This window comes from Pseudomonas sp. PH1b (genome assembly GCF_000633395.1).
In the GTDB taxonomy this organism is placed as follows: domain Bacteria; phylum Pseudomonadota; class Gammaproteobacteria; order Pseudomonadales; family Pseudomonadaceae; genus Aquipseudomonas.
Window position 1 is genome coordinate 1 of the sequence record NZ_AYMU01000020.1, and the last position, 24,429, is coordinate 24,429.

The 24,429-nt window shown below is 57.8% G+C and carries 27 protein-coding genes and 2 pseudogenes; 14 read left to right on the forward strand and 15 right to left on the reverse strand.

Going from position 1 to position 24,429, the window contains the following annotated elements; genetic code table 11:
* Positions 1–175 precede the first annotated feature (175 nt).
* Positions 176–394 (reverse strand): hypothetical protein, encoded by a 219-nt coding sequence (locus U873_RS0125070; RefSeq protein WP_025130861.1) that lies wholly within the window; start codon positions 392–394, stop codon positions 176–178.
* Between the two features lie 197 nt (positions 395–591).
* On the opposite strand from U873_RS0125070, the gene U873_RS0125075 reads away from it, so the two are divergent.
* The 4 genes from U873_RS0125075 (at position 592) to U873_RS0125090 (ending at position 5,284) form a co-directional block, all read left to right on the forward strand.
* Positions 592–993, forward strand: a complete 402-nt coding sequence (locus U873_RS0125075; protein ID WP_025130862.1) for a hypothetical protein — start codon at positions 592–594, stop codon at positions 991–993.
* A gap of 439 nt (positions 994–1,432) precedes the next feature.
* The gene (locus U873_RS0125080) at positions 1,433–2,341 is read left to right on the forward strand and encodes a hypothetical protein (protein WP_025130863.1); all 909 of its coding nucleotides are present in this window, start codon (positions 1,433–1,435) and stop codon (positions 2,339–2,341) included.
* A gap of 5 nt (positions 2,342–2,346) precedes the next feature.
* Positions 2,347–4,356 carry a hypothetical protein gene (locus U873_RS0125085; protein WP_025130864.1) on the forward strand — a complete coding sequence of 670 codons (2,010 nt, stop codon included), beginning with the start codon at positions 2,347–2,349 and terminating at the stop codon, positions 4,354–4,356.
* 28 nt (positions 4,357–4,384) lie between these two features.
* Positions 4,385–5,284 (forward strand): hypothetical protein, encoded by a 900-nt coding sequence (locus U873_RS0125090; protein ID WP_025130865.1) that lies wholly within the window; start codon positions 4,385–4,387, stop codon positions 5,282–5,284.
* A 36-nt stretch (positions 5,285–5,320) separates the two neighbouring features.
* Here the strand turns inward: U873_RS0125090 and U873_RS0125095 are convergent, their stop codons facing one another.
* Positions 5,321–6,319, reverse strand: coding sequence for an SIR2 family protein (locus tag U873_RS0125095; protein WP_025130866.1), 999 nt, complete (start codon positions 6,317–6,319; stop codon positions 5,321–5,323).
* A 123-nt stretch (positions 6,320–6,442) separates the two neighbouring features.
* Between U873_RS0125095 and U873_RS0125100 the strand changes: the two genes are divergently transcribed.
* Positions 6,443–6,889: a GFA family protein gene (locus tag U873_RS0125100; RefSeq protein ID WP_029978648.1), complete on the forward strand. Its 447-nt coding sequence runs from the start codon at positions 6,443–6,445 to the stop codon at positions 6,887–6,889.
* Between the two features lie 25 nt (positions 6,890–6,914).
* Here U873_RS0125100 and U873_RS0125105 read toward each other — a convergent pair whose 3' ends face one another.
* On the reverse strand, positions 6,915–8,135 hold the full coding sequence (locus U873_RS0125105; protein WP_025130867.1) for an Eco57I restriction-modification methylase domain-containing protein: 1,221 nt from the start codon (positions 8,133–8,135) through the stop codon (positions 6,915–6,917).
* A 153-nt stretch (positions 8,136–8,288) separates the two neighbouring features.
* Between U873_RS0125105 and U873_RS36780 the strand changes: the two genes are divergently transcribed.
* Positions 8,289–8,567: a hypothetical protein gene (locus U873_RS36780; protein WP_157838124.1), complete on the forward strand. Its 279-nt coding sequence runs from the start codon at positions 8,289–8,291 to the stop codon at positions 8,565–8,567.
* A 131-nt stretch (positions 8,568–8,698) separates the two neighbouring features.
* On the opposite strand, the gene U873_RS0125115 is transcribed toward U873_RS36780, so the two are convergent.
* The 3 genes from U873_RS0125115 to U873_RS0125130 form a co-directional block, all read right to left on the reverse strand.
* On the reverse strand, positions 8,699–10,456 hold the full coding sequence (locus U873_RS0125115; protein ID WP_256244928.1) for a hypothetical protein: 1,758 nt from the start codon (positions 10,454–10,456) through the stop codon (positions 8,699–8,701).
* 177 nt (positions 10,457–10,633) lie between these two features.
* Complete coding sequence (locus U873_RS0125120) at positions 10,634–11,272, reverse strand: antitoxin Xre/MbcA/ParS toxin-binding domain-containing protein (protein ID WP_025130870.1); 639 nt, start codon at positions 11,270–11,272, stop codon at positions 10,634–10,636.
* Between the two features lie 211 nt (positions 11,273–11,483).
* The gene (locus tag U873_RS0125130) at positions 11,484–11,879 is read right to left on the reverse strand and encodes a hypothetical protein (RefSeq protein WP_025130871.1); all 396 of its coding nucleotides are present in this window, start codon (positions 11,877–11,879) and stop codon (positions 11,484–11,486) included.
* 409 nt (positions 11,880–12,288) lie between these two features.
* On the opposite strand from U873_RS0125130, the gene U873_RS0125135 reads away from it, so the two are divergent.
* Positions 12,289–12,732 carry a hypothetical protein gene (locus U873_RS0125135; protein WP_025130872.1) on the forward strand — a complete coding sequence of 148 codons (444 nt, stop codon included), beginning with the start codon at positions 12,289–12,291 and terminating at the stop codon, positions 12,730–12,732.
* A 34-nt stretch (positions 12,733–12,766) separates the two neighbouring features.
* On the opposite strand, the pseudogene U873_RS35440 reads toward U873_RS0125135, so the two are convergent.
* The 3 genes and pseudogenes from U873_RS35440 to U873_RS0125145 all read right to left on the reverse strand — a co-directional run bounded on the left by U873_RS35440 (position 12,767) and on the right by U873_RS0125145 (position 15,101).
* Positions 12,767–13,535, reverse strand: a pseudogene (locus U873_RS35440) (NAD-dependent deacetylase).
* A 301-nt stretch (positions 13,536–13,836) separates the two neighbouring features.
* A pseudogene (locus U873_RS0125140) lies at positions 13,837–14,682 on the reverse strand (YifB family Mg chelatase-like AAA ATPase); the annotation flags it as partial.
* Between the two features lie 158 nt (positions 14,683–14,840).
* A complete protein-coding gene (locus tag U873_RS0125145; protein ID WP_025130873.1) occupies positions 14,841–15,101 on the reverse strand; it encodes an accessory factor UbiK family protein in 261 nt (86 codons plus the stop codon).
* Between the two features lie 416 nt (positions 15,102–15,517).
* Between U873_RS0125145 and glnK the strand changes: the two genes are divergently transcribed.
* The 4 genes from glnK (at position 15,518) to sutA (ending at position 18,290) form a co-directional block, all read left to right on the forward strand.
* Positions 15,518–15,856, forward strand: coding sequence for a P-II family nitrogen regulator (gene glnK / locus U873_RS0125150; RefSeq protein ID WP_002555808.1), 339 nt, complete (start codon positions 15,518–15,520; stop codon positions 15,854–15,856).
* A gap of 33 nt (positions 15,857–15,889) precedes the next feature.
* Positions 15,890–17,227, forward strand: coding sequence for an ammonium transporter (locus U873_RS0125155; RefSeq protein WP_025130874.1), 1,338 nt, complete (start codon positions 15,890–15,892; stop codon positions 17,225–17,227).
* Between the two features lie 211 nt (positions 17,228–17,438).
* Entirely contained in the window at positions 17,439–17,864 is a 426-nt protein-coding gene (locus U873_RS0125160) for a secondary thiamine-phosphate synthase enzyme YjbQ (protein WP_025130875.1), read from the forward strand.
* A 102-nt stretch (positions 17,865–17,966) separates the two neighbouring features.
* Positions 17,967–18,290: a transcriptional regulator SutA gene (gene sutA / locus U873_RS0125165; protein ID WP_025130876.1), complete on the forward strand. Its 324-nt coding sequence runs from the start codon at positions 17,967–17,969 to the stop codon at positions 18,288–18,290.
* Positions 18,291–18,480: 190 nt separating this feature from the next.
* On the opposite strand, the gene U873_RS0125170 is transcribed toward sutA, so the two are convergent.
* The 6 genes from U873_RS0125170 to U873_RS35445 are packed head-to-tail and all read right to left on the reverse strand — an operon-like array spanning position 18,481 to position 23,058.
* Positions 18,481–19,176 (reverse strand): HAD family hydrolase, encoded by a 696-nt coding sequence (locus U873_RS0125170; protein WP_025130877.1) that lies wholly within the window; start codon positions 19,174–19,176, stop codon positions 18,481–18,483.
* Entirely contained in the window at positions 19,176–20,072 is an 897-nt protein-coding gene (gene xerC / locus U873_RS0125175; RefSeq protein ID WP_025130878.1) for a tyrosine recombinase XerC, read from the reverse strand. The genes U873_RS0125170 and xerC overlap by 1 nt, the downstream gene beginning before the upstream one ends.
* Positions 20,073–20,074: 2 nt before the next feature.
* On the reverse strand, positions 20,075–20,800 hold the full coding sequence (locus tag U873_RS0125180; RefSeq protein WP_025130879.1) for a DUF484 family protein: 726 nt from the start codon (positions 20,798–20,800) through the stop codon (positions 20,075–20,077).
* Between the two features lie 13 nt (positions 20,801–20,813).
* Positions 20,814–21,644, reverse strand: coding sequence for a diaminopimelate epimerase (gene dapF / locus U873_RS0125185; protein WP_025130880.1), 831 nt, complete (start codon positions 21,642–21,644; stop codon positions 20,814–20,816).
* A gap of 4 nt (positions 21,645–21,648) precedes the next feature.
* Positions 21,649–22,896 carry a diaminopimelate decarboxylase gene (lysA, locus tag U873_RS0125190; protein ID WP_025130881.1) on the reverse strand — a complete coding sequence of 416 codons (1,248 nt, stop codon included), beginning with the start codon at positions 22,894–22,896 and terminating at the stop codon, positions 21,649–21,651.
* A 9-nt stretch (positions 22,897–22,905) separates the two neighbouring features.
* Positions 22,906–23,058, reverse strand: coding sequence for a lipoprotein (locus U873_RS35445; RefSeq protein WP_016966948.1), 153 nt, complete (start codon positions 23,056–23,058; stop codon positions 22,906–22,908).
* A 240-nt stretch (positions 23,059–23,298) separates the two neighbouring features.
* Here U873_RS35445 and cyaY point away from each other — a divergent pair, with 240 nt between their 5' ends.
* The 3 genes from cyaY (at position 23,299) to rnk (ending at position 24,425) form a co-directional block, all read left to right on the forward strand.
* A complete protein-coding gene (cyaY, locus tag U873_RS0125200) occupies positions 23,299–23,631 on the forward strand; it encodes an iron donor protein CyaY (protein ID WP_025130882.1) in 333 nt (110 codons plus the stop codon).
* Between the two features lie 4 nt (positions 23,632–23,635).
* On the forward strand, positions 23,636–23,869 hold the full coding sequence (locus U873_RS35455; RefSeq protein WP_081818712.1) for a DUF1289 domain-containing protein: 234 nt from the start codon (positions 23,636–23,638) through the stop codon (positions 23,867–23,869).
* A gap of 142 nt (positions 23,870–24,011) precedes the next feature.
* Complete coding sequence (gene rnk / locus U873_RS0125205; RefSeq protein ID WP_025130883.1) at positions 24,012–24,425, forward strand: nucleoside diphosphate kinase regulator; 414 nt, start codon at positions 24,012–24,014, stop codon at positions 24,423–24,425.
* The last annotated feature ends 4 nt before the right edge of the window (positions 24,426–24,429 follow it).

Below are 24,429 nucleotides of genomic sequence, written 5' to 3' on the forward strand. Positions count from 1 at the left end.
GAGAATCCGGGGCGATTCAGATCTATTGCCTCGGCCGGCCGAGCCGTAGCCGAAAACAGCCATTTTTTTGCCATTATCCATGTTTTTCAGGATTGACCGTTACTGTCCGCTATTGGCCGAAAGCGGCCGCTCACGGAATGCCGCTATTGGCCGATTGCTGCCTGCAAAAGCGTTATTAGGATTGCCGAATCCGCATAATCGCATCTGTGATCGCTTTTGCATTTGTGTCTAAGGCTTCCATAGCCATCACAGCGTTGTCTGCAACCACTTCCACGCCATTGGCTGCAAGCCAAACGGCGACCTCCTCGATTGCCGCCGCCAGTGCATGCTGGTTGTGCAGGAGCAATGTCAGGGCGTCCGCAATGGCGATATTGGAAGCCGAGTTACTTGGCATGCTGTCCATCCTGGATATGTGGGGTTTGCAAAGCCTAGCTCATGCGGTGGCAGGAGAATGGTTTAGATACGCATCATCGGAGCCTGCAGCGGCTTTCGACCCTAAGCGGACCTTCGGCAGCACATCTGGCAATATGCCTTTCTGACAAGCCTGTCCTGAATCCATGGCAAAACTGAATTGGCGAGCGCTGTTACACCATGAACAAAGGTCTAAGTGATTACAACCTTGATTACGTACTTACGGTCATTGAAAAGGCCCCAAACACGGAATTGAGTGTGATGTGTGAGCACCTACAGATCGACAGTCGCGATCTTTTGAATCAGTTGGCGATCTCAGTTGCAAGATTGTTTATTACAGGCACCCGCGATTTTCATTACTGTGATGAGGTGATGAATATTGTCATCAGCGATATCATCGACTTGTCCATGCACGAGGATATGCCCCAGCCGGCATTCTCTATCTATCAGGCATTTGACGCAGGCGAGTATTGGCACACCGGTGATGACCGGGATGTATTTCCTTGGGAGAAGTGGTCGCGACCTGAGCTCGAGCGGATTTTGTGTGAGATCGACGACGGCGCAAACGGTCTTTCGATGTAGGTGCGACTTGAGCCTCCAAAGGGCTGCTTTTGGCCGGAAGGTGCCGCTCTCAAATGTCCGCTTTCGGTTGTGGATTCCATCGGTCATCGCCGCTCAGTTTGCTGGTCACATCCCGTGCAAAATGGGTGGTCAAGTCCATGCAATTACGCACATAGTCGTGATACACAGAACGAGTGATTGAAACCACATATCGTTTGCGCGTTTTTTTGCCATCTCCGCTCAGTAGTCGCTTTCCTCTAACTCTTGAGCCTGAGCGACTGCTCACGTGAGCGGCGATGGGACAGTGGCGGTTCTGGAAAATGCTCATTCACGGGTCGTAGTTGCATCGTGCGCGCGATCTATGCAAGTCTCGGTGCAATAGCTGTCAAATGGCCAGTGCTGCTTTGTCGTCGTGGTTTCAACGCCGCGGCATTTCTACGGGCGTAGCAAGGAATGCTTCATGAGTTTTCATGTTCCCGAGAAATACTCCACGCTGTTCGTCGAGGTGCAGCAGCGCTTTCGGATGCTGCTCAAGAAGAGAATCGTCACCGGGATCGATGAAGAAACGCTGGATTGCTGGCTGGCCAACTTCAAAACAGAAGAAGAGCACTACTTCGCCGCCTGTGTGCTGGGTCGATTGATTTTCCGGTCAAAGAGCATGATCGACAGCTCCATTGACCAGTTGCTCCATTGCATGCTGCCTACCTACCTGCGTCAGAAAGAGCTGTATCCCTACGACGATATCGACAGTTTCCTGAGTTCAATCCGCCAGGATGATCCGGCGCACTTCATTCGATTCGTCGGCGTGGACGGCAGCAAGCAGAATGACACCGGCAAAAGTGGTGTGGTGGTGATCCGGCATTACAAACGCCGGGCGAAGATTCCCAAGAGCGTCACGATTCGGCCGGATGCATTGAGCCAGCTCCCCGAGCACGTGAAGTGCGTTGTCTTTCTCGATGACATGCTCGGTACCGGGAAGCAGTTCGAAACCTTTGCCAAGACGCATGCACTGGCCGGAAAATCGGACATCCATATCGTGTATTGCCCGCTGGTCGCCTTTCAGGATGGCCTGGACACACTTGCCAAGCGTTGCCCTTGGCTCACGGTGCTGCCGATCGAAACCCTCAACGCACAACACCAGTTTTTCTGTGAGTCCACCCAGGCGCCCGGCGTCTGGGCCGTTGATGGCACCAACACGGTGGCAGATGCTCGGGCTTTCTATGACCGTCTTGCCACCAAGCGCGGTATTCCTAAATCGACCAGGCATGGCCTGGATCTGCTGCTGGGGTTTGAAGACTCTACGCCCAACAACTCACTGTCGGTTCTCTGGGCGAGCTCAGAGGACTGGAACAACCTGCTGACGAGATAACGTCGATGCCAGCTATTGCAGATGCTTTTCTGAAGAACCGTGCAGACAACCTGCCACCTGATGTCTCGCAGGAATTCATAGTTCCTCACTTTTTTCAGCAAATCAGCATTTTCAAGGACAGCAAGTCCGTGCGCGTGCTGGGCGGGCGGGGATGTGGCAAAACCATGTTCTTGCGATATTTTTGCCATGGGTCGACGTTCAGCCCCCTTAGACCGCAGATCAGCGATGATGAATTTGCCCATATCGGTCTCTACTTCCGTCCAGACACGGGTTTTTGCTCCCTGATCACGCCCGAGTGGCTGGGCAATCAGCAAGATGGCGTGGCCTTTTCTCACTACCTGACGCTTTGCTTGCTCGACGAAGTGACCCAAGCCCTGCAAAAGATCAGTGAAGCCAAAAATCTGGTCAATGGTCCGCTGTCATTGAACAGCATCACGCTGGGCCAGAAGCTGGTGCGGCTCATGCAGCTTAAGGAGCCCACCGTCGAGGCGTTGGCTGAAGAGGTTGATGAGCGTTTGGCCGAGCTCGACCTTTGGGTTCGCAACCCTGGCCGTTGTCCTACTCCGTTGTTCGTGCACTTCACGACGATCATCACCGCGCTTGCCGATGATCTCGCACGGCATGACCCGAGGCTAAAATCCTTGGGTTTCAGGGTGTTCATCGATGAGTTTGAAAACCTGCTGATGAAGCATCGCGAAATTGTGTGCGATGCGATCAAGCATCCCAGCTCACGGCTGGCTGTACACATCGCCCATAAACGTGAGGCCGTCACTGATTTCAAAACCAGTGGGGAGGAGCGAGTTGTAGAGGTACATGACATTCGCACCATCGACATCGAAGCCTTGTTGGTCAATGACAATGATTTTGAGGTGATGGCTGCGGAGCTGTTTCTGTTTCGTCTTCGCCAGGCGGAGGTCAGTGTGTCTTGCCCGGCATTCAAACCTGAACTCCTGCATGACGTGACCCATTTGCCGTACCGCAGTACCGCGTCTTATCGGCAGGACGTGGTGGCCTACACGAAACAGATATTCCCCGAGTTGCGAGCGCCAGAGATTGCGCGTGTGGCACTGGAGGATTTGGCGTTACGCCGGCGTGTTGTGGACATGATTCAGCGAGGGCTCAACTTTCAGGGTCTGACGGGTGTGGTTGACGCCGAAGATCTGGTCAGCGAAAGCGTACCCGAGGCAAGCGTCGTCCTCGGCGCGATTCTCAACCGAAAAAGCCAATCGGGAAAAGAGGCCTTGGGGCTGTTCCAGGACGTGGTCGACAAGGGCAGGTCAAAAAACGATGCCTTCTACAAGACGGGAGGTTGGGTGGATAATAACCTTTACGGGTGTCTGTTCCACCTTTATGCGGGGCTGACAAAGCGGCCAAACATTCTCTACGCGGGGTTTTCCCGCTTCTGCAAGATTGCCGCACCCAATTTGCGGTTTTTCCAGGAGCTCTGTCACAACGCACTGTTGCAGGCGTATCAGCGGCGCTCGGCCGAGGAAATCGACGGTGCGCTGTGCATCGATCTGGATTCGCAGGCAAACGCTGCGGTTCACGTGTCCGACGCCATGTTTGAGGACGTTGTACAGTTGGGCCCCCATGGCGACCGGCTGCTGGATTTCGCAAGACGCCTGGGCGGATTGTTCGAGAAGTTCAACAAGCGCCGCAGCCAAAGCGAACCTGAGATCAACCATTTCTCGATCAACCGGGCTGACACTGCACAGTTGTCTGATGCGGCGCAGGTGATTCTTCGAGAAGCGAAGATCTGGTCGGTACTGGCAGAGTCGAAAGGGACTAAGGACAAGGCGGAATATGACGTCACCCAGTACGAGCTGGTCCTGAACCCGATCTACGCACCGCATTTCAGAATCAGCTACCGCAAGCGGCGAAAGATCACGCTCACCGCTACTCAGTTGGACATCATGCTCACCCAATCCGATAGTCAGTTCGATTCGCTAGTTCGGCAATTGGTGGACTCGCAAGATGATGAGGAAACCGCCAAGAAAACTGGATCGTTGTTCTGAGGTCATCGTGCGATTTATTAGACAAGATTTGATCAACGAACAAGAGCTCGGCCAGTTACCCCTGATGGACATTGCCTTCACAGGCGCTGACGATCTGGACGACCGAAGTGCTTATTCGGTTGAGCGCACAAATCGTTTGGGCGAGCAACGCTTTCGAGTGCGCTATCACCCGGACTCCATGTGCCTTGAGGTCGGTGAGAAGAAGTACCGGGCAAGCGGTGGTGAGCTTGAAGACTTGTCACGTGAGTTTAGCGCCGCGTCCATTGTGATTGATGCCACGACCTTGGACTTTTGCGAAATTGCTTTGCTTCTCTATGCCTATTCCTTCTGTCACAAGAGTCCCAGAATCGGTTTTCTTTATGTCGAACCCAAAGAGTATGTCCGGCGAACCCATGAGGACTCGGCAGTAAACGGCATGGCGTTCGATCTGAGCAGCGGATTCGTGCAGCACGCTATTCCGCCATTTGTCGGCATGCTGGGAACCAAGGACAGCGTTCACCTGGTAGCTTTTCTGGGATTTGAGGGCGGACGGCTCACCCGCGCATTGAGCGCGGACGATGGTCAGTTCATTCGCAAGGTCACGATTGTTTTTGGTATTCCGCCCTTTCAGGCGTCTTGGGATCTGGAAGCGCTGATGGCCAACAGCCGTTTGCTGGAGACGTCTGAGGTTGGGGTTAAATTTTGCGGGGCCAACAATCCAAAGGCCGCGTACGAGGTGCTTGAGAAGGCATATGCTGCGCTCTCGGGGAGTAATGAATGCAACCGGCTGACTGTTTCACCGTTCGGTACCAAGCCCATGGCCATAGGCGCAGCGCTTTTCTGTGCCACACAAAAGCAGCCTCGGGTCATATTTGATCACCCTAGGCGCAAGAAGGGGCGAACCACCGGCATCCACTGCGTGCATTGGTATGAGGTGGACATCAACTGAGGGCTGCTCGTGCGTGTGGAATCGCGTCAGGATCGTCTAACGGGGCCGAGGGAGCTTCAGCTTGCCCTGCCGGGAATCGACGTTCGGCAACGACGTTTTAGGCGGTCTCGTTGTTTCGTGTGTACAGGTGTCGCGTTCCGGGATTGGGAAATGCACGGGGTAATTGGCGATTCTCGTTTCGATCTCGTCCGCTGCCTTCATATAGCACTCTACCCAGGTGGCCTGGGCTATGGGCACGATCTCAACGTTCAGCGAGCGCAACAGTGACGTCACCGGTGTTTCTTTCGGTGCTGCGCCGGCGCAAAGGTGATAGAAAAATACTTTGCCCGTCTGATGCAGTCGGCGTCTCTTGTGCAATAGCAACCACCACAGATCGATCTCGGTAAAGTCCATGCCCAGGCCGACGATGTGAATGTGGTCTCTGAGAAAGTAATCCACCCAAGAGTAGAGCGTCCGGAAGGTGGTGAAATCCAGTAACCCATTTTTGACGGGCGACGAGACCTTGTGCGGCTCTTGTTTGACCTCAATCCCGTCGGTCACATAGTTACGAATTTTTTGCAGTGCGCCGGCGTAGTGATCGAACCCCAGTACCATTGAGCTTGGCCGAGTCGCGTCTCCATGAACATGCCAGACATCGATGCCTGCGGCGGTGTGTCGACGGAAAAGGCTATACCTGGATTCGGGAGCCAGGCAAGTTGAGTGATAAAAGGGACCGGCGAGTGCCTCTTCTATCGTGAAGTCATAATTGGTGGTCATGATGACCTTGAACAAGCGGCATATGCGCTCGTGTGCCGGTATCGGGGCGATCTGCTCGAGCAGCCCGGCGAATGCCACCTTGACCCGGTGCTCTGAACTGGCAAAACGTCCTTGTGCTCGAGCGCAGAGTTCTTCGATGAACATCGACAGCGGCTTTTCTTTGAGGAGCAGGGTCAGGTCCTCCGCGTTGAACTGGTCAGCCAGTTCACAAAGGATTTGGGTCCAGTCCTTTTGCAGTGCCACACGATTGATGCCGTTCCCGAGCAATAAACAGTGCATGATTCCCATCATCCCAAGGAGGTGTCCGGCTCATTCCTTCGCGTGAGCCGCCCAGCAGTCTGATCACTTTCAATCATACCCAGTCATCAAGCGCCCAGGTGCGCGCCCCGAGAGATAATGCTCATGACCATTACAGGATCCTGCCGCTGTGAACAGATCACGTTTGAAATCAAAAGCCCACCTGCCATGACCACTGCCTGTCACTGCGTAGGCTGTCAAAAAATGTCGTCCAGTGCTTTTTCCCTGACGGCGCTTTTCCCAGCGGAAAGCTTCGCCATTACCCAAGGTGAGCCTGTGATTGGAGGTCTGCGCGGCCCGACCCGCCACTATTTTTGCCCAAGCTGTCTGACGTGGTTATTCACCCGACCGGAAGGGGTTGAGACATTCGTGGGGGTGCGCAGCAGTCTGCTGGAAAATCCACAGTTGTATCCGCCGTTTATGGAAACCTGGACAGCTGAGAAGTTGCCGTGGGTCACCACTGCAGCTGCGTTCAGTTATGAGGCCTTTCCGGACCCCTCGGAATTCCCACAGCTTATGGAGCGGTTCCAGGCAGTGGACAAGCGCAATTAAGCTTACACGTTGCAAACCGTATTGATCAGTGTGGAACAGGCATGCTCAGCAGTGTCGAAACCGTGAGGTGCTTGGCGCAGGCCCCTCGCGCTGCTGCCCGGCGCCAAACTGAACACTCCGAGCTGGTTATCCAGCGCACCACTCGTTCGTGGTGTTTCGCCGGCGTGCGTACGCGGAATACGGCTTCGGAATAAGGCGCTTGTCCGCTCACGACAACGGCTTTGTGCTCCAGGCAGCGGGTGCCCACCCTGGGCAGCAGAATGTCGCCAACGGTTGCCTGCTGAAAGTCGGGCGATGGAGCGGTCTTGAACGACACCTCCAACCCGGTTCTTGGAAAGTCCGAGGTGTGAAAGTGCGCGATGCCCAGCTGGGAGAACTGAGCGCGTGTCCGGCTACCTCGCACAATCGACACTTCCATGTCCTTCATCGTTTGGCCTTGGCTGGATTTACGCAATGCCGCATCAATCTCGGCAAATTCATGGTGGCTCAGATCCATGCTTGCCAATGCTTGGGCGGGGCTTACATGGCGCAGTGCAGTGACTTCGAACTGGTCGTTCAGGCGGCCCAGCGAAACGTGGCGGGCTCGGCTTTTTCCATACCGAACGATCAATGCGTATGCCTGAACCTCTGCATAGGTACCAAACGCGGTCTGTGGCAGTTCATAGCATTCAATTTCGCAAGCCTTCTCCAGCAACATTTCGCGAAATTTCAGGCTCTGCGTGCCGCATGGGATGTCGGCACCGACTATGAAAGCTGCCGAGCCGGTTGCCTTGAGTCGGGACAGAGACTCCAGAACGAAATACAGGTCGATCGGCGCCCAGTTGCCGTGAATCTCCAGATCCGGACAAAGCGCTTGAAGGCGTTGAGTAGCTTGTGCAGAAAAACCGTGTATGCCATACGGCGGGTTGCCAATGACGTAGTCGAACTTCGTCTTTGCCAAGGTGTGCGCCAGTTTGTTCACGGCCAGCACATCCTGTTGCACAAAGCTGAATCCAGGAAGTTCGGGGCTCAGGGCGATCATCGAAGGCTCAACTTCAACGCCGAGATAGCTCTTCGGCGCGGCACCAGTGCTGACGGCCTCAGCCAGGCGTCCTGAGCCAGAACCCAACTCAAGCCAATTCCCGCCTTGCGCACCCATCAGGCACACCACCGCGTTCGCCAAAGGTGGCGGTGTCATGACCTGACCTAAGCGGGCACGTGTATTGAAAACTATTCGATAGCGCTTGCCCGCATCGTTCTTCTTCATCTCTCGTCCACCTCCCAGTGAGTGAGAGCTTGTTGGGATTTCGCTTAATTGCTATCGTACCTACCTATGCCAAGAATCGCAACGAAACCATCAGTCGAGCTTCTCGCTGCGCGCAGTGAGCTACGGCGCCATATTTCCGGGCTTGGAATCTCCGTGAACGAGTATTCCCGGCGCTCTGGTGTTCCTCAGTACACCCTGTCGAAGTTCCTCAACGGTCATATAAAAACCATCACTCCAGCGATTGAAGATGCTTTGATTTATGCCAATATTGGCATAATCAGGGATATTGTTGAGCTCACGGAGAACCCGGCCATTCGACGTGCGCTCGGACATGCATGGGATGGAACGGAACAAGGCGCTCAAGCGCTCGCCCTGATGATCGATGCGATGGCTCCAGTCATTCGTTCGGCCCAGATTGGGTCGGTGCCATAACTCTCGTAAGTCGGTCCGCGGTCGCGCAGGCCCGTAGCGTTCCTAGGTGTAGGGAAATTAGCGAGATTATGCTCGGAAGATAAACTGCCAAATTCCAGTACATATCGCGGTAACTCAACCGTGGGAACTCATCAGGCGAGCACAATGCCCAGATGGTAAAACGGGTAGAAAAGCGATCCGTCGGAGGAATGCCGGAAAATGTTATGCGGATGTATGAACGGTTCTAGATTCCGGAAATTGCCATTGGCTAGGCGGATTCTCGTGCAGACTCTGGATATCTCGACCAACGCCTCGGCCTGATTGTTGATCTCGATCAGAAGTCCTGAAATTTCCTCTTCTCCATACACTGCGCCTCTTCGAACTTTCTTGCGCTGAAGTTCAAACAGGTAGAACGAGCGGCTTGCAATCGTTATGCGCGCAACCAATATTCCTCGCCGGCGATTGGCATTGTCCTTGTAGCCCAGCCAAGTCCGGTTCTTGTCGGAAGGTGCCTCAGATAGTGTAAAGGCAGCCAGTGCCAACAATCTGAAGTCTTTGCTCTGCACAAAGCCTTCGCGCTCTGACAACCAAGCCACGCTTGAAAAGAACTTTTTGTGTTTTAGGCGTTGAAGCTCATCCCATACTGCTTGCAGTGCCCCTCCATTCCCCAGGACCCGCTTCGCGGTCGCAGTGAATTTGCCAACACCTTTGTCGTAGCCCTGAGGATCGCCGGTGGAGAATACTCTGGTTGTGCCCGGTGGGACGGGGACGGCGTTTTTCGGAAACAGCGATCGCTCCTCAAGTGTCACGGTATGGGGACATTTTGGCTCCAGAATCTGAAAATTCGGATCTGGTTTGGACCATTGCGCGGATCCCTGATCTGGCTCCTGACGGTCAGTGATAACAAAGGGATCCTGGGGTTTTGGTGTTTCAATCTTGACTCTGATCGTGTCGAGAAGGGCCTGATCCTTTTCGGGATCATCTTTGGAGTATGTAACCCGGCTTATCTCGTAAGGATGATCCTGCGGCTGGCTCATGCCTGTGATTTCGTAGCACAGGAAGGTATTTCGGCTGTTGATCCAGCGACCGCGAACCATCAGCCTGGCGGGGCCCTGAAACCACGGTCTAACCCGCAGGCTCGTTTCTCTCATGTGTTTGCCATGTGCATTGTCCAGCTCTGAATAAAGTAGCTTGGCGACATGTTGGGTGTAGTCGCTGTACAGCGCGTGTGCCAGAAACAGCGCATCGTCGTCAGGAACTTTGGGGTGCGGCTTTACAAGCCAGGTGTGAGGATCTTTCTTGACGTCGGCATAGAGAAGCTCCTGCACCTTCGGCCACGGATAGGTGGTCAATATTCTGGCCATGTCCGACGTGCTGCCATAACACCGGTAAAGGAACTCGATACAGGGGATTAGCAGGTTTTTTTCATTCGGTAGTGGGAAGCTGAGAAACTCGGTCAGCGCGTTTTCCGTTGGCTGGCTTCTAAGTGGATAATCGGTTTTGAAATAGGGGACGGGCTGATGATTGCCTTGGATAGTAACGTAAGACCAGGCACCTTCAGTGAAGTCCACCGAAAACTCTTGGTCTTTTCCGAGATCGGTTTCGGCTATGCATTTTCCCCCTTTCCAAATGGTCCCCAGGCGAAAGCTTCCCAGGCGGCTTACCCCTATCAATGCTGGAGTCAGGCCGGCGGGCACGTCGTTGCGGTCTAAGAACCTGAAAATGACTTCCACGTACGGAATGCTTTCAGCTTCGAAGTTTTTCTTGATGCGCTCGTAAGACCAGACCACCACCGTTCCGTTGCGGATGTGCTTGATGGCTTCGCTGTCATCGGTAGTGCAGAGACTGTCGCGGGGCGGAACTCGCTTTATTCGATGGAACAATTCGCAACTCCGAATACGCAGGAGCATCTAGCTCGTCGCTGATTATGGGCTGACTAAGCTGGACTAAAAGCGTAATTCGCAAATCGTCCTGATCTGTTTGATGCTCCGCCAGAGGGCTCGTACGTTACCTGCAAAACCGCGTCTGCACCAAGTGACCAAACGATGACGCTGTCTGATCGTTTCTTCGCATGATGGCGAACAGAATCAGAGTGACAATCCTTCCGTAGCTTGGGTGAGTAACTCCTCCACTAGGTGTGACCCGACGGTTGTAGAGAGCATTTCTATGGGAGTCTTGCCTGAAAACCGGGACTTCGGTTTGGACAGCCAGCGCATGGCCTTTTCGGTGTCGCCAAAAAAGGATTCGGCTAAGGCAATGGTGTGTGCCAGGCGAAACACGTGATCACTTTGGCTAGCGGTTAATCGCTCATCGGTAGCCAGCTTTGTTTTAAGCGCTGTGGTGGGAAAGATTGCGTCCAGAATATAGGCGCTGATGAGCCCTAAGTCGATCATTGCCGTAAGGGTGGTCGCCTCAAGGCCTGCCTCAATCATGTTGTGAATGTGCTGGACAGTGGCGTCCTCGGGAATACCAAGCAGCGCCGTCATGCGGCTTCGATACCTGGTGTCGAATTGAGCGCGTTTCAGGTTGAGCACTCTGAGAGACTCACGCCCCATGTCGCGGATTGGCGTCAGAATAATTGTGTCGCCGGTGACGGTGATCTCCAGATCGTCTCCAATCGCCAAGCCCATTTCCTCAAGGAGCGCAGCAGGCAAATTGACGATCACGTCGCCACTGCCATCGTTGGTGGCTTGGGCCAAAGCGGTCCAGCGTTTGCCTTCCTTCATCGTCATTCACCCGATACGTCGTCAGCCAAAGGGATGTCCAATGCTCGCGCCTGCAGCGACGCTTGTCATGGAATAAAAGAGAGTTGGTCCAGTGACAGACCTGAAATTGCGATAAGTGGTCCGTCCGGCGATGGATGAGTTTTGGAGCGGCCCTGTCTTGGAGCCGTAAGGGCATTACAACGGCGACAGAGGGCGCGCGGGTGTGGCCGGTTCAGCTCAGGCTCAGGAGGTCACTCAGCGTGATGCTCTGGCGTGTGCCCATACCAAGAAGGACATAAAGCGTGTTTTTTGTGAAAAAAAGCCCTTCGCCTTCGTATTTCAGTTGAAACGTGCTGCGCACCCAGTCGCCTGAATTAAAGCGCCCGCGACTGTCGAACACGACGTTGTGTGCGTAGACCAGCGCCGGTTCCAAACCACGGGAATGCAAAGCGTCATATCCTTCGCCGCAGGGCTCCAGTTCGAGTAGGACCCAGTCTCGCACCAGGCAAAACGATTGCTGGCCAAAATTGGTTTGGACAAAGCTGGCTGCGTCTTCCGCTGACAAGTCACAACCCTTGACGATCTCTCCCTGCCCGTTCAAAAGTTGCTGCAATCGTGCGAGATCCATTACGCAATGCCCTCCGGAGAATGGCTTTTGAATGTGCGGTGGCTGCCTCTGGAAGGCCGCTCGCTGTATGGATAGTACACCGCTAGATTGCCAAGCAGCGGGGGAAGTAATAACTTGCATCACCTTGCTCTTAACCGTCAAAACCGTAGGCAACGCCACGGATGGCGTTATTCCTTATAGACGTCGTGAGAATGATGGACGTAACCTAATTTCCGCTTGCGAAGTGGTTTGGGTGTTTTATTCTCGTGCCGTTGAAATTGTGCGCAGTGATAAAAGCCTGTTGAGGCAATTAGATTTTTGACTGTGAAATCCGCATTTTCCAGAAACTTCGCAACTTGGTGGTGGCCAGTTCATGTAAGTGAAAGCCGAATTTCAATGAAGAAAATACTAAAATCTCAGTGGTTTACTAATGTTTAAAGAAATTATGGATGCGCTTGGAAAAGTAGGATCTAGGTCGCTAACTATCGTGTTAATTGCACTTGCGATCTCAACTTTTGCGGACAATGGAGGCCCTATTGCCGACCCTTTTTCGAAGATCAGTCTAATTCTGCCGTTTCTGGTGTTTTTTTCATCGCTGCTGCTCGTGTGTTGGGTTGATTTGATTCATCGTTTGAATAGCCGGTTGGCTGATCATGATCAGGCAAGCTGGGGGCCGCTGCTTGGAGGCTCACTTTTGGCGTTTTGCTTGACCGTGACTTTTTGGTATGTATCTCACGTGCCTGAACCGCTGAACCTGAAGCTTTTTGGCATGCCCAATTTCATTCGCCTTTTTGCGCTTTATCTCTTCGCTATTGAAACCATCAATATTGGTCGGTCCTTCCGTCAAAGGGAGAGAACCGCAAAGCTGGGATGATGCGGGTAATGAGGTTCGCGCGACCGTTCTTCAATCAGGCTGAGGGTTGAGGGGGCATCAGCGAAACGAGGCTCGGGACATGTTCAGTGGCGCGTCCCACTAAACAAAGCTCCCGAATGCTTGGCTCAGCAACTTGCTCGGGGTTGATGTGCACCACGTAGGCGCCAGCCTGCAAGGCCATCATGGGAATTTCGGCCGCCGGGAAGACAACCCCCGAAGTGCCTATCGAAAGCAGAAGATCACTATCTCTGGCCGCCAGAACCGCTCGTTTCCACGCAGCTGCTGGTAGATCTTGCCCGAACCACACAACACCCGGTCGTAGTTTTCCGTTACACCGCGGACAACGCGGCGGCGACCCTCAAGCCTTCAACGTTGACCAGTTCCTCGAAAGATGAAGCAGGGGGTACGCGATGGCATGCAAAGCATTTGGGTTGTGCGAGGCTGCCGTGTAGATGAATCACCTCCGATGATCCGGCCCGCTCATGTAGGTCATCAATGTTTTGGGTGACCACCGTCACCTCTCGGAGGTTGGCCAATTGCGCAATGGCGTGATGTGCAGCATTTGGCGTGGCTTGTGCGACTTGGGTTCTGCGCCACAAGTACCAACCCCATACCAATGCCGCGTCCTTTCGAAAAGCGCTAGATGTTTCAAGCAATTGGGGGTCATGGCGAGCCCATATTCCGGTCAATGGGTCTCGGAACGTGGGTATACCGCTTTCTGCGGAGACGCCAGCGCCTGTGAACACCACAATTCGCTTCGCATTGCCGATCAGTGCAGCTACCGCTTCGATGGTAGTGGTCATCGCGCCTCCAGTGAAAGCGCTACCTGGGATTATCGTTGTCACTTATCAAGTCTGACCTTGAGCATACAGCGGCGTTCGCGGCCAGCAATGCACCATTCACATGGAGATGAAACGCGATAAGCGTGTTGAAGGCTGTAAGAGATGATTTGCCAGGCGTAAGTGAGCGTGAACGGCGTTCAATGACCATGACCGGACCGAAAGGCCCGTATTTACAGGGCGCTCTCGAAAATCAGTCGTCAGTTCAACCAATGTTCCAGTTGCATTTATTTCCGTTTAGTTGCATTTATTTCCAAATGTCACAGCCGCCGCCTACCAGCGCTGGACCTGAGGCTGAATGGTGAGGCTGGCGAAATGGTCGCTGCGGCCAATGACGCAGGGGCGTGTGGCTGCTCACCGATTGAATCGCCGCCACCTCCAGGGCTTCGTCTTCCTGAAGCGGCGGCAGCAGGCCAGGCAGGCGGCTGGCCAGCAAGGTCTTGCCGGTGCCCGGCGGTCCACTGAACAGCAGATTGTGGGCTCCGGCGGCGGCGATCAGCAGGGCGCGCTTGGCGGCGAGCTGGCCCTGGACTTCGCTCAGGTCGGGGTAGGGCGGTGGATTCGGGGGGAGACCATCGCTGACATGGGGCGCGATGGGGGCGTGCCCGTTGAAATGGGCCACCGCTTCCAGCAGATGATCCACGGCGATTACTTCGAGGCCTGAAGCCAGGCAGGCTTCTTGCGCATTGGCGCGAGGCACCAGCAGGGTGCGTCCGGCATCACGTGCCGCCAGCGCCGCCGGCAGCACGCCGCGTACCGGACGCACAGCACCGGACAAGGCCAGTTCACCGAGGCACTCCATGTTGTCCAGGGCCAGGGCCGGTACCTGCATGCTAGCGGCGAGGATGCCCAGGGCAATGGCCAGGTCGAAGCGTCCACCGTCCTTGGGCAGGTCGGCCGGGGCCAGGTTGAGGGTGATGCGGCGGGCAGGGAAGTCGAAGCCGGCGTTGAGGATGGCGCTGCGCACCCGGTCCTTGCTTTCCTTGACGGCGGTTTCCGGCAGGCCGACCAGGGTTAGGCTGGGCAGGCCGTTGGCCAGATGCACTTCAACGCTGACAGCCGGGGCCTGTACGCCCACTTGGGCGCGGCTGTGGATGATTGCCAGGGACATCGAAAGACTTCCTTGAAACAGCGGGAGCCGCGTCCTGCGGTGCTGCAAGGATAGTTGAGGGGAGTGGGGCGATGGCAGCTTGAATGCAGACAGGATATGTCGTCGGCGCTGTCGTGGCTGTCGCCCGCAGGGCGGGGCCTGCAGGCGAATGCATCAGTTCACTGGGCGGGCGGAGTGAGCCGGGCTTCCAGCTCGGCCACCTTGGCCTCCAGGCTTTCCAGGCGCGCCCGGGTGCGGGCCAAAACCACCATCTGACTGTCGAACTCTTCCCGGCTGACCAGGTCCAGCTTGCTGAAGCCGCTTTGCAGCAGGGCCTTGAACTGGCTTTCGATTTCGTTGCGGGGCAGGGGCGTGTCACCGCTGAGCAAACGCGAGGCGTGGCCGCTCAGGGCGTCGAGAAGGTCTTTGGGCGCGAGCATGGGAGTGTCCTGAATAGCAGATGGCTCGCAGTGTATCACGCACGACAGAGGGGCTTGCGGGTGGCCGGTCTGCACGTTTTTTGCGCATCTGGCCGGGCGCCCGCGCACCGTTATTGTGCGTATCCGGGGCCTCGATTTGCGGTATGCCTCGGCGGTTGCGGGCAAAGGACTGAAATCACTGATTTTTCCCGAGATGGCAAGCTTTCTGCTTAGACCCTGGTGACCCATGCACTGATGCAGTCGCTGTGATGAATGCAGTGCGACAGGCGGAACGGGAAGTGTTTCGTCCGGGGCGGTTAGCTGGCGTCGGCCTGGCTGAGGAAGGCCGACGATGCGTTACAAAGCCAGGCACTGCGCTTAGACTTGAGCCGGGTTTGTTTTCCTGGGGCAAGTCCACCAATTCGGGAGAGAGTTTCATGAAGCTAGTCACTGCCATCATCAAGCCGTTCAAGTTGGACGACGTGCGCGAGTCGCTGTCCGAAATCGGCGTGCAGGGCATTACCGTTACTGAGGTCAAAGGCTTCGGCCGGCAGAAGGGTCACACCGAGCTGTATCGCGGTGCGGAGTATGTAGTCGACTTCCTGCCCAAGGTGAAGATCGATGTCGCCATTGACGACAAGGATCTTGACCGGGTTATCGAGGCGATAACCAAGGCTGCCAACACCGGCAAGATCGGTGACGGCAAGATCTTCGTGGTCAATCTGGAACAGGCTATTCGCATCCGTACCGGCGAAACCGATACCGACGCAATCTAAGCCGCCAAACCCAACGCCCCAGGAGAAAACAATATGACTCTGCGTAAATTCGCAGGGCTAGGAGCCCTTTTGCCCCTCGTAATGCCAGGCCTGGCCATGGCGGCAGACGAAGCGGCGGCTCCAGTCCTCAACTCCGGCGATACCGCCTGGATGCTGACCTCCACAGCCCTGGTGCTGTTCATGACGATTCCTGGCCTGGCGCTGTTCTACGGCGGCATGGTGCGGTCGAAAAACATTCTTTCGGTGATGATGCAGTGTTTCGCCATTACCGGCCTGATCACGGTCCTGTGGTTCATCTACGGCTACAGCATGGCGTTCGATACCACCGGGATGGAAGCCGGCGTGGTCAATCTCAATTCCTTCGTGGGCGGCTTTTCCAAGGCGTTCCTGGCGGGTATCACTCCGGCCAGCCTCACCGGTCCGGCCGCGTTGTTCCCTGAAGCGGTGTTCGTCACCTTTCAGATGACCTTCGCCATCATCACCCCGGCGCTGATCGTCGGTGCCTTCGCCGAGCGGATGAAGTTCTCTGCGATGCTGATCTTCATGGGCGTGTGGTTCACCCTGGTGTATGCGCCGATCGCGCACATGGTCTGGAGCGGCCCGGGTTCCTTGCTGGGCGATTGGGGCGTGCTGGATTTTGCCGGCGGCACCGTGGTGCATATCAATGCCGGTATTGCCGGCCTGGTGGCCTGCCTGGTGCTGGGCAAGCGCAAAGGCTTCCCGACCACCCCCATGGCGCCCCATAACCTGGGCTATACCCTGATGGGCGCGGCCATGCTGTGGATCGGCTGGTTTGGTTTCAACGCCGGTTCTGCCGCCGCCGCCAATGGCACCGCCGGCATGGCCATGCTGGTGACTCAGATTGCAACTGCCGCCGCAGCGTTGGGCTGGATGTTTGCCGAGTGGCTCACCCACGGCAAGCCCAGTGCCCTGGGTATCGCTTCGGGCGTGGTGGCCGGCCTGGTGGCAATCACCCCGGCCGCTGGCACCGTGGGCCCGATGGGGGCTCTGATCATCGGTCTGTCGGCGGGCGTGGTGTGCTTCTTCTGTGCCACCAGCCTCAAGCGCAAGCTGGGCTATGACGATTCCCTGGATGCCTTCGGCGTACACGGCATCGGCGGTATCCTCGGTGCGATCCTTACCGGTGTCTTTGCTGCTCCGTCCCTGGGTGGTTTCGGCACGGTGACCGACATCGCCGCCCAAGTCTGGATCCAGGCCAAAGGCGTGGGGTTCACGGTGATCTACACCGCCATCGTCACCTTCATCATCCTCAAGGTCCTGGATGCGGTCATGGGGCTGCGGGTTACCGAAGAAGAGGAAGCGGTCGGTCTCGACCTGGCCCAGCACAACGAGCGCGGTTACAACCTGTAATCATCGTCGAAACAAAAAGCCCGGCTTCGGTCGGGCATTTTTTTGCCTGGCGTTTGTCATTGAAAAAGGCTGAAAGGATTTTCTGGTGAGCCTTGGCGTGTTTGCCATGGCGATTTTTACCAGGGCAAATGCTTACACTAAAGCAGGATTATTCGGCGCTTTGTTTTTTCCCTGAGCGCGCTAGAATGCGCGCCGAAGCGTGGAGAACGGTATGTGGCAACAGACCCTGATTACCCTGCGGGCCAGGCCCCGGGGCTTTCATCTGGTGACGGACGAGTTGCTGGCCGGCTTGCCTGAGTTGAAGGCATGTCGAGTGGGTCTGCTACACCTGTGGCTGCAACATACCTCGGCCTCGTTGACCATCAACGAGAATGCCGATCCGGCGGTCCGGCGCGACTTCGAGCGTTTCTTCAACACCCTGGTGCCTCAAGGCATGGCCGGGTACGAACATGACGACGAAGGTGCGGACGACCTCCCGGCGCACTTCAAGGCCAGTTTGCTAGGCTGTCAGCTGACTTTGCCGGTAGCGGCGGGGCGTCTGGCGTTAGGCATCTGGCAAGGTGTTTATCTGGGCGAGCATCGTGATCAGGGCGGTGCTCGCAAAGTCCTTGCCACCTTGCACGGTGATAAGGCATAAGCCGCTGAATATCAGTGGATGTTGATTTTTTTCCAGCGGCCTTCGACAGTCGGCACAGCTGGGCTATAACTAATCTGCTTTTCGCAAGTCATGAGGTAGAACATGAGCGACGATGATCTGGAAAACGACGACCTCGAAGTAGGTGACGAAGACGATACCGAAGAAGGTCTTGAAGCGGCCGCCGACGATGTGGCGGAAGACGATGGTGGTGATGCACCAGCGCCGACAGCCAAAGGCAAGGCCAAGGCTGCGGTCTCGGTAGACGAACTGCCAAGCGTCGAAGCCAAGAACAAGGAGCGTGATGCGCTGGCCCGTGCCATGGAAGAGTTCCTGGCCCGTGGCGGTAAAGTGCAGGAAGTCGAGGCCAACGTGGTCGCCGATCCGCCCAAGAAGCCTGACAACAAGTACGGCAGCCGGCCTATCTGAGCCTTGCTACTTGCTTGCTGAAAAAGCCCGCCGTCGCTGCGGGCTTTTTCATGGGCCGCAGAAAAAGCAGCTTTAAGCGGCAAGCGGCAAGCTACAAGCTACAAGCTACAAGCTTGAACCCGGAGGCCCGAAACTGGCAGCTTGAGGCTTGAGGCTTGAGGCTTGAGGCTTGAGGCCGCAAGCCGCTGCCTTATTTCCAGCTGGCCAGCAGCCGTGGCAGCTCGGTCAGGCTGCGAATCTCGGCATCTGGGGCGCGTTCGGCCTCCCAGGCCTTGCCGGCAGGGTTGAACCAGATGGCGCGCAGGCCAGCCTGCTGGGCGCCGGCAATGTCGTCACCCGGATGGTCGCCGATATGCACGGCGGTGTCGGGTGTGGCCCCGCCCCGTTGCAGGGCTTCCTGGAACAGCCGGGCATCGGGCTTGGCGATGCCGATATCCTCGGCGCACAGGGCGAACTTGAAGTAGTCCGCCAGCCCCAGGCGGCGCACATCGGCGTTGCCGTTGGTGACCACGCCCAGGGCGAAGTGATTGGCCAGGGCCTCCAGGGTCGGTAGCACCTCGGGAAAGACCTCCAGCTGATGGCGGGCATGGAGGAACACCTCGAAGCTCTGGTCGGCCAGCCGGTTGGCCTGGGCGTGGTCGTATCCGGCTTCTTCCAGGGCATGAAACAGCACCCGCCGGCGCAGGGCGCTGATCCGGTGCTTGAGAGTCGGCTCGTGGTTCAACACCCGCTCGCGAATGGCCCAGAGATGCTCCACCGGCACGGCCCCCAGGTTCGGCGCGTGCTCCGTCAGCCACTGGCGCAGGGTGGCTTCGGCACTGACGATCACCGGGGCGGTGTCCCACAGGGTGTCGTCGAGGTCGAAGGTGATCAGCTTGATGGTCATTACTCACCGCCTTTGGTGCGTTTGGCCCGTGGGTGGGCGCTGTCGTACACCGCTGCCAGATGCTGGAAGTCCAGGTGGGTGTAGATCTGCGTGGTCTTGATGTCCGAATGCCCCAGCAGCTCCTGCACTGCGCGCAGGTCCTGCGAGGATTCCAGCAAATGGCTGGCAAAGGAATGGCGTAGCATGTGCGGGTGCAGATTCTGCCCCAGCTCACGTTCGCCGGCGGCCTTGACCCGCAGTTGAATGGCACGTGGTCCGAGGCGCCGGCCTTTCTGGCTGACAAACAGGGCGCTGTCCGGCGGGTTGCTCAGGGCTCGCAGCGGCAGCCACAGCGCCAGAGCCTCGCGGGCTTTCTTGCCCACCGGCAGGACCCGGGTCTTGCTGCCCTTGCCCTGGACCTGCACCAGGCCATCCGCCAGGTCCAACTGCTCGAGATTCAGGCTGGTCAGCTCGGAAAGCCGCAGCCCGCAGGAGTAGAACAGCTCCAGGATTGCCTGGTCGCGGTGGGCCAGGAAGTCATCTTCCACGGCGCCATCGAGCAACTGCAGGGTGCGGTCGGTGTCCAGGGTCTTGGGCAGGCGCCGTTCGCCCTTGGGCGGGGCCAGGCCGTTGGCCGGGTCGTGATCGCACAGCCCTTCGCGGTTCAGGTAGTGATACAGCCCGCGCACGGCGGACAACAGGCGAGCCAGGCTGCGGGACGACTGCCCCTGTTGGTGCAGGCGCGCGATCATGCTGCGCAGGGTCTGGATATCCAGGTCGTTCCAGCGCTGCACCTGCTGCTTGTCGCAGAAGCCCAGCACCTTGTCGAGGTCGCGCCGATAGGCTTGCAGGGTATGGGGCGACACCTGGCGCTCACTGCGCAAGTGCGCGCAGTAGGCGTCCAGCTGTTGGTGCATGGTCAGCGTACCGAGCGCAGCGAGTGAGTGAAGCGCGGCAGCACGCGGCCCGTGACCTCGGCAATGTAGCTGAGGAACAGGGTGCCCACCGAACTCTTGTAGTGCTGCGGGTCACGGCTGGCGATGGCCAGGACGCCGTGCATGCCCTGGTGCGCCACGGCGACCACGGCGGTGGAGCCGATCTGCTTGCGCTGCTCTTCGCCGAAGAGAAAATCCAGTTCGTGTTCGCGCAGGCTGCCGCAGATACTCTTGCCTTCCGTCAGCAGGCCGCCGATGGCGCCCTGGGCTTCGGCGGTGGACACCCAGCGACCCACCGGCATGGCGCTGTCGCTGAACAGGATCAGGCTGACGAAGGGCACCTGGAAGTCCTGACGCAGGCTGTCCTCGACGCTCATCACCACCTCTTCCAGGCTACTGGCGTCCATCAGCGCAAGGATCAGGCGGCGGGTCTTGTCGAACAGCCGGTCATTGTCCCGGGCTACGTCCATCAGTTGTGACAGGCGATGGCGCATTTCGATGTTGCGCTCGCGCAGGATCTTCATCTGGCGCTCCACCAGCGAGACGGTGTCACCGCGCTGGTGAGGAATGCGCAAGGCCGGAAGCAGCTCTTCGTGGTCGACGAAGAAGTCCGGATGAGCCTCCAGGTAGGCGGCGACGGCCGCCGCCTCCAGGTTTTCTGGCGCTGATGGGGCGGGCGTTTCGGCGGGAACCTGCGGCTGATCAGTCATGGATTTCGCTCACTTATAGACGCACCTGTCCTTCGTATACGCGCACTGCCGGGCCGGTCATCATCACCGGTTGGCCAGGGCCTGCCCATTCAATGGACAGGCGTCCGCCCGGCAGGTCGATCAATAGGGGCGAATCCATCCACCCCTGGCTGATCGCAGCCACTGCAGCGGCGCAGGCTCCGGTGCCGCAGGCCTGGGTTTCCCCGGCGCCGCGTTCCCAGACGCGCAACTGCGCGCGCTGACGGTCCAGCACCTGGAGAAAACCGACATTGACCCGGGCTGGAAAGCGCGGGTGATGTTCGATTTTCGGGCCCAGTTCGTGCACCGGCGCGCTGTTGATGTCCTCCACCCGCAGTACGGCATGGGGATTGCCCATGGACACGGCGGCCAGTGGGACCTGGCGGCCGTCGACCTCCAGTGTGTAGCTGTCGGCCTGGGCGGGTGCCTCGAAGGGAATGTCCGCCGGCACCAGGCGCGGCGCGCCCATGTTGACACTGATCTGGCCGTCGTTGCGTACATCCAGTTCGATCACGCCGCTCTTGGTTTCCACCCGGATCTGGCGCTTGGTGGTCAGGCGTTTGTCCAGTACGAAACGGGCGAAGCAGCGGGCACCGTTGCCGCACTGCTCCACCTCGGAGCCGTCGGAGTTGAAGATCCGATAGCGGAAATCCACATCCGGGTTGCTCGGAGCCTCGACGATCAGCAACTGATCGAAGCCGATTCCGGTATGGCGATCACCCCATTGCTTGGCGTGCTTGGGCAGAATGTGCGCGTGCTGGCTGACCAGGTCGAGGACCATGAAGTCATTGCCCAGGCCGTGCATCTTGGTAAAGCGCAGCAGCATGGTCTTACTCCGGCAGCAGGCTTTCGCCAGCAAATAACTCGGCTACCGTCTCGCGGCGACGCACTTCAACAGCCTGGTCACCATCGACCAGTACTTCAGCGGCACGGCCGCGGGTGTTGTAGTTCGAGCTCATGACGAAACCATAGGCACCGGCGGAATGCACCGCCAGCAGGTCGCCCTCGGCCAGGGCCAGGGTTCGTCCCTTGGCGAGGAAGTCGCCGGTTTCGCAAATCGGGCCAACGATGTCGTAGGTGCGTGGCTCGCCACCACGCGGGCGTACGGCGCTGACATCCATCCAGGCCTGGTAGAGCGCCGGGCGGATCAGGTCGTTCATGGCGCCGTCGACGATGGCGAAGTCCTTGTGTTCAGTGTGCTTGAGGTACTCGACGCGGGTCAGCAGCACCCCGGCGTTGGCCACGATGAAGCGGCCCGGTTCGAACACCAGAGCCAGGTCGCGACCTTCCAGGCGTTCACGCACGGCCTTGACGTAGTCGGCGGCCAGCGGCGGCTCTTCGTCGCGATAGCGCACGCCCAGGCCACCCCCCAGATCGATGTGGCGCAGGTAGATGCCGCATTCACCCAGGCGATCCACCAGGTCCAGCAGGCGCTCGAGGGCGTCGATGAAGGGTTCCAGGGTGGTCAGTTGCGAGCCGATATGGCAGTCGACGCCGACGATTTCCAGGTTGGGCAGTTGCGCTGCGCGGATGTACACATCCTCGGCGGCGGCAATGGCGATGCCGAACTTGTTTTCCTTGAGTCCGGTGGAAATGTACGGGTGGGTGCCGGCATCGACGTCGGGATTGACCCGCAACGAGATCGGCGCGCGCACGCCCAGCTCGGCGGCCACGAGCTGCAGGCGCTCGAGTTCTTCGGCGGACTCGACGTTGAAGCAATGGACGCCTACTTCCAGGGCACGGCGCATGTCGTCGCGGGTCTTGCCGACGCCGGAGAAGACGATCTTGTCGGCCTGGCCACCTGCAGCCAGGACCCGTTCCAGCTCGCCCCGGGAGACGATGTCGAAACCGGCGCCCAGCCGGGCCAGGACATTCAGTACACCCAGGTTGGAGTTGGCCTTGACCGCGAAGCAGACCAGATGGGGCATGCCGGCCAGTGCCTCGGCATAGGCCAGGTACTGGGCTTCGATGTGGGCACGGGAATAGACATAGGTGGGCGTGCCGAAGCGCTCGGCGATGGCGGACAGGGCTACGCCTTCCGCGAACAGCTCTGCGTCGCGGTAGTTAAAAGCGTCCATGGCGGGCCCTTAGTAGGTGTCGTGCTTGTGCGACTGCGACTTCGCCTGTTCTTCAGGGGACTTGCTGTCATCGGGCAGATACAGCGGGCCTTTCTGGCCGCAGGCGGTAACAAGGCAGGCAACCGCGACGAGCGCAGCAAGGGAAGAGATCAGGCGCTTCATGGCGAAATCCTTGAGAATGCGTAAATTGCGCCCGAGTATACCGGCCACCCGGCAGCTTGCCTATGCAGCGTAACTCCCGTCCAGCGGGCCTTTGCCCAGGGGCCGGAGAAGGCTCTTGAGTCGCGCCTGGCGGATTGCGCATCGCATTTGTCCGCCCGTTCGGTATCCTTTGCATTCGCCGGGGAGCGCCCGTATCTTGCGGCGCTTGAGCGTGAGTAGACACTTTTCGAGGTTCCCGCAATGAGTTTGACTGAAGCCCGTTTCCACGACCTGGTGGATGCCACCCAGCAGACGCTGGAGGATATTTTCGATGAGAGTGATCTGGATATCGATCTGGAGAGCTCGGCCGGGGTACTCACCGTCAAGTTCGACAACGCCAGCCAGGTGATCTTCAGCCGCCAGGAGCCTTTGCGCCAACTGTGGCTGGCCGCCCGCTCCGGCGGTTTTCACTTCGACTACGACGAAGAAAGCGAACGCTGGATGTGCGACAAGAGCGAAGAGCAACTGGGAGAGATGCTCGAGCGCATTGTCCTTGAGCAGGCCGGCATCAAGCTTGAGTTCGAAGGGCTCTGATCACGTGACGCAGCCCGCCGCGGCCCGGCCGCCCAAACCGCTTTACAGCAACGTCAGTCCGGCGGTGAGTTCGCCGTGCATCAGCCTGTGCCGCCTCGATGAGGAAAAGGTCTGCCGAGGCTGTTTCCGGCATGTGGAGGACATCCGCGAATGGCGTTCGGCGGATGATGAACGACGGCGGGCGATCTGCGCCCAGGCGCTGCAGCGCAAACAGAGCGTCGCGCCAACGGGGTTGTAGGTTCGTACCCGTACGGTTTGTTTATTCAGTGTGCTGTGATAGTGTCCAGCTTCGCCTCGCTACATCGAGGCCGGTGAGAACCCCGTCTTATTTGGCGGGGTTTTGCTTTTTTGTGCAGAAAAAATAGGAGTCAGCCAGGATCATGAGTACTGCACCATCCATCATCCTTACCCGCCTTGACGTGCAACGTCTGGAACGTCTGATCGACAGCCTGGACGACTCGCTGCCAGGCGTCATTGCACTGCAAACCGAGTTGGATCGTGCCGAAACCCTGGTGGGCCACGATGAGGTCCCGGCCGGTGTCGTTACCATGAACTCGCGCGTGCATTGCCGTGAAGAAAGCAGCGGCAAGGACTACCACCTGACTCTGGTCTATCCACAGGACGCGAACGCCGATGAAGGCAAGATCTCGATCCTGGCCCCAGTGGGCAGCGCCCTGCTGGGCCTGCAGGTCGGTCAGTACATCGACTGGCCGGCGCCGGGTGGCAAGACCCTGAAGCTGACCCTGCTGGAAGTGGAATACCAGCCGGAAGCCGCAGGCGACTTCCACCTCTGATGCC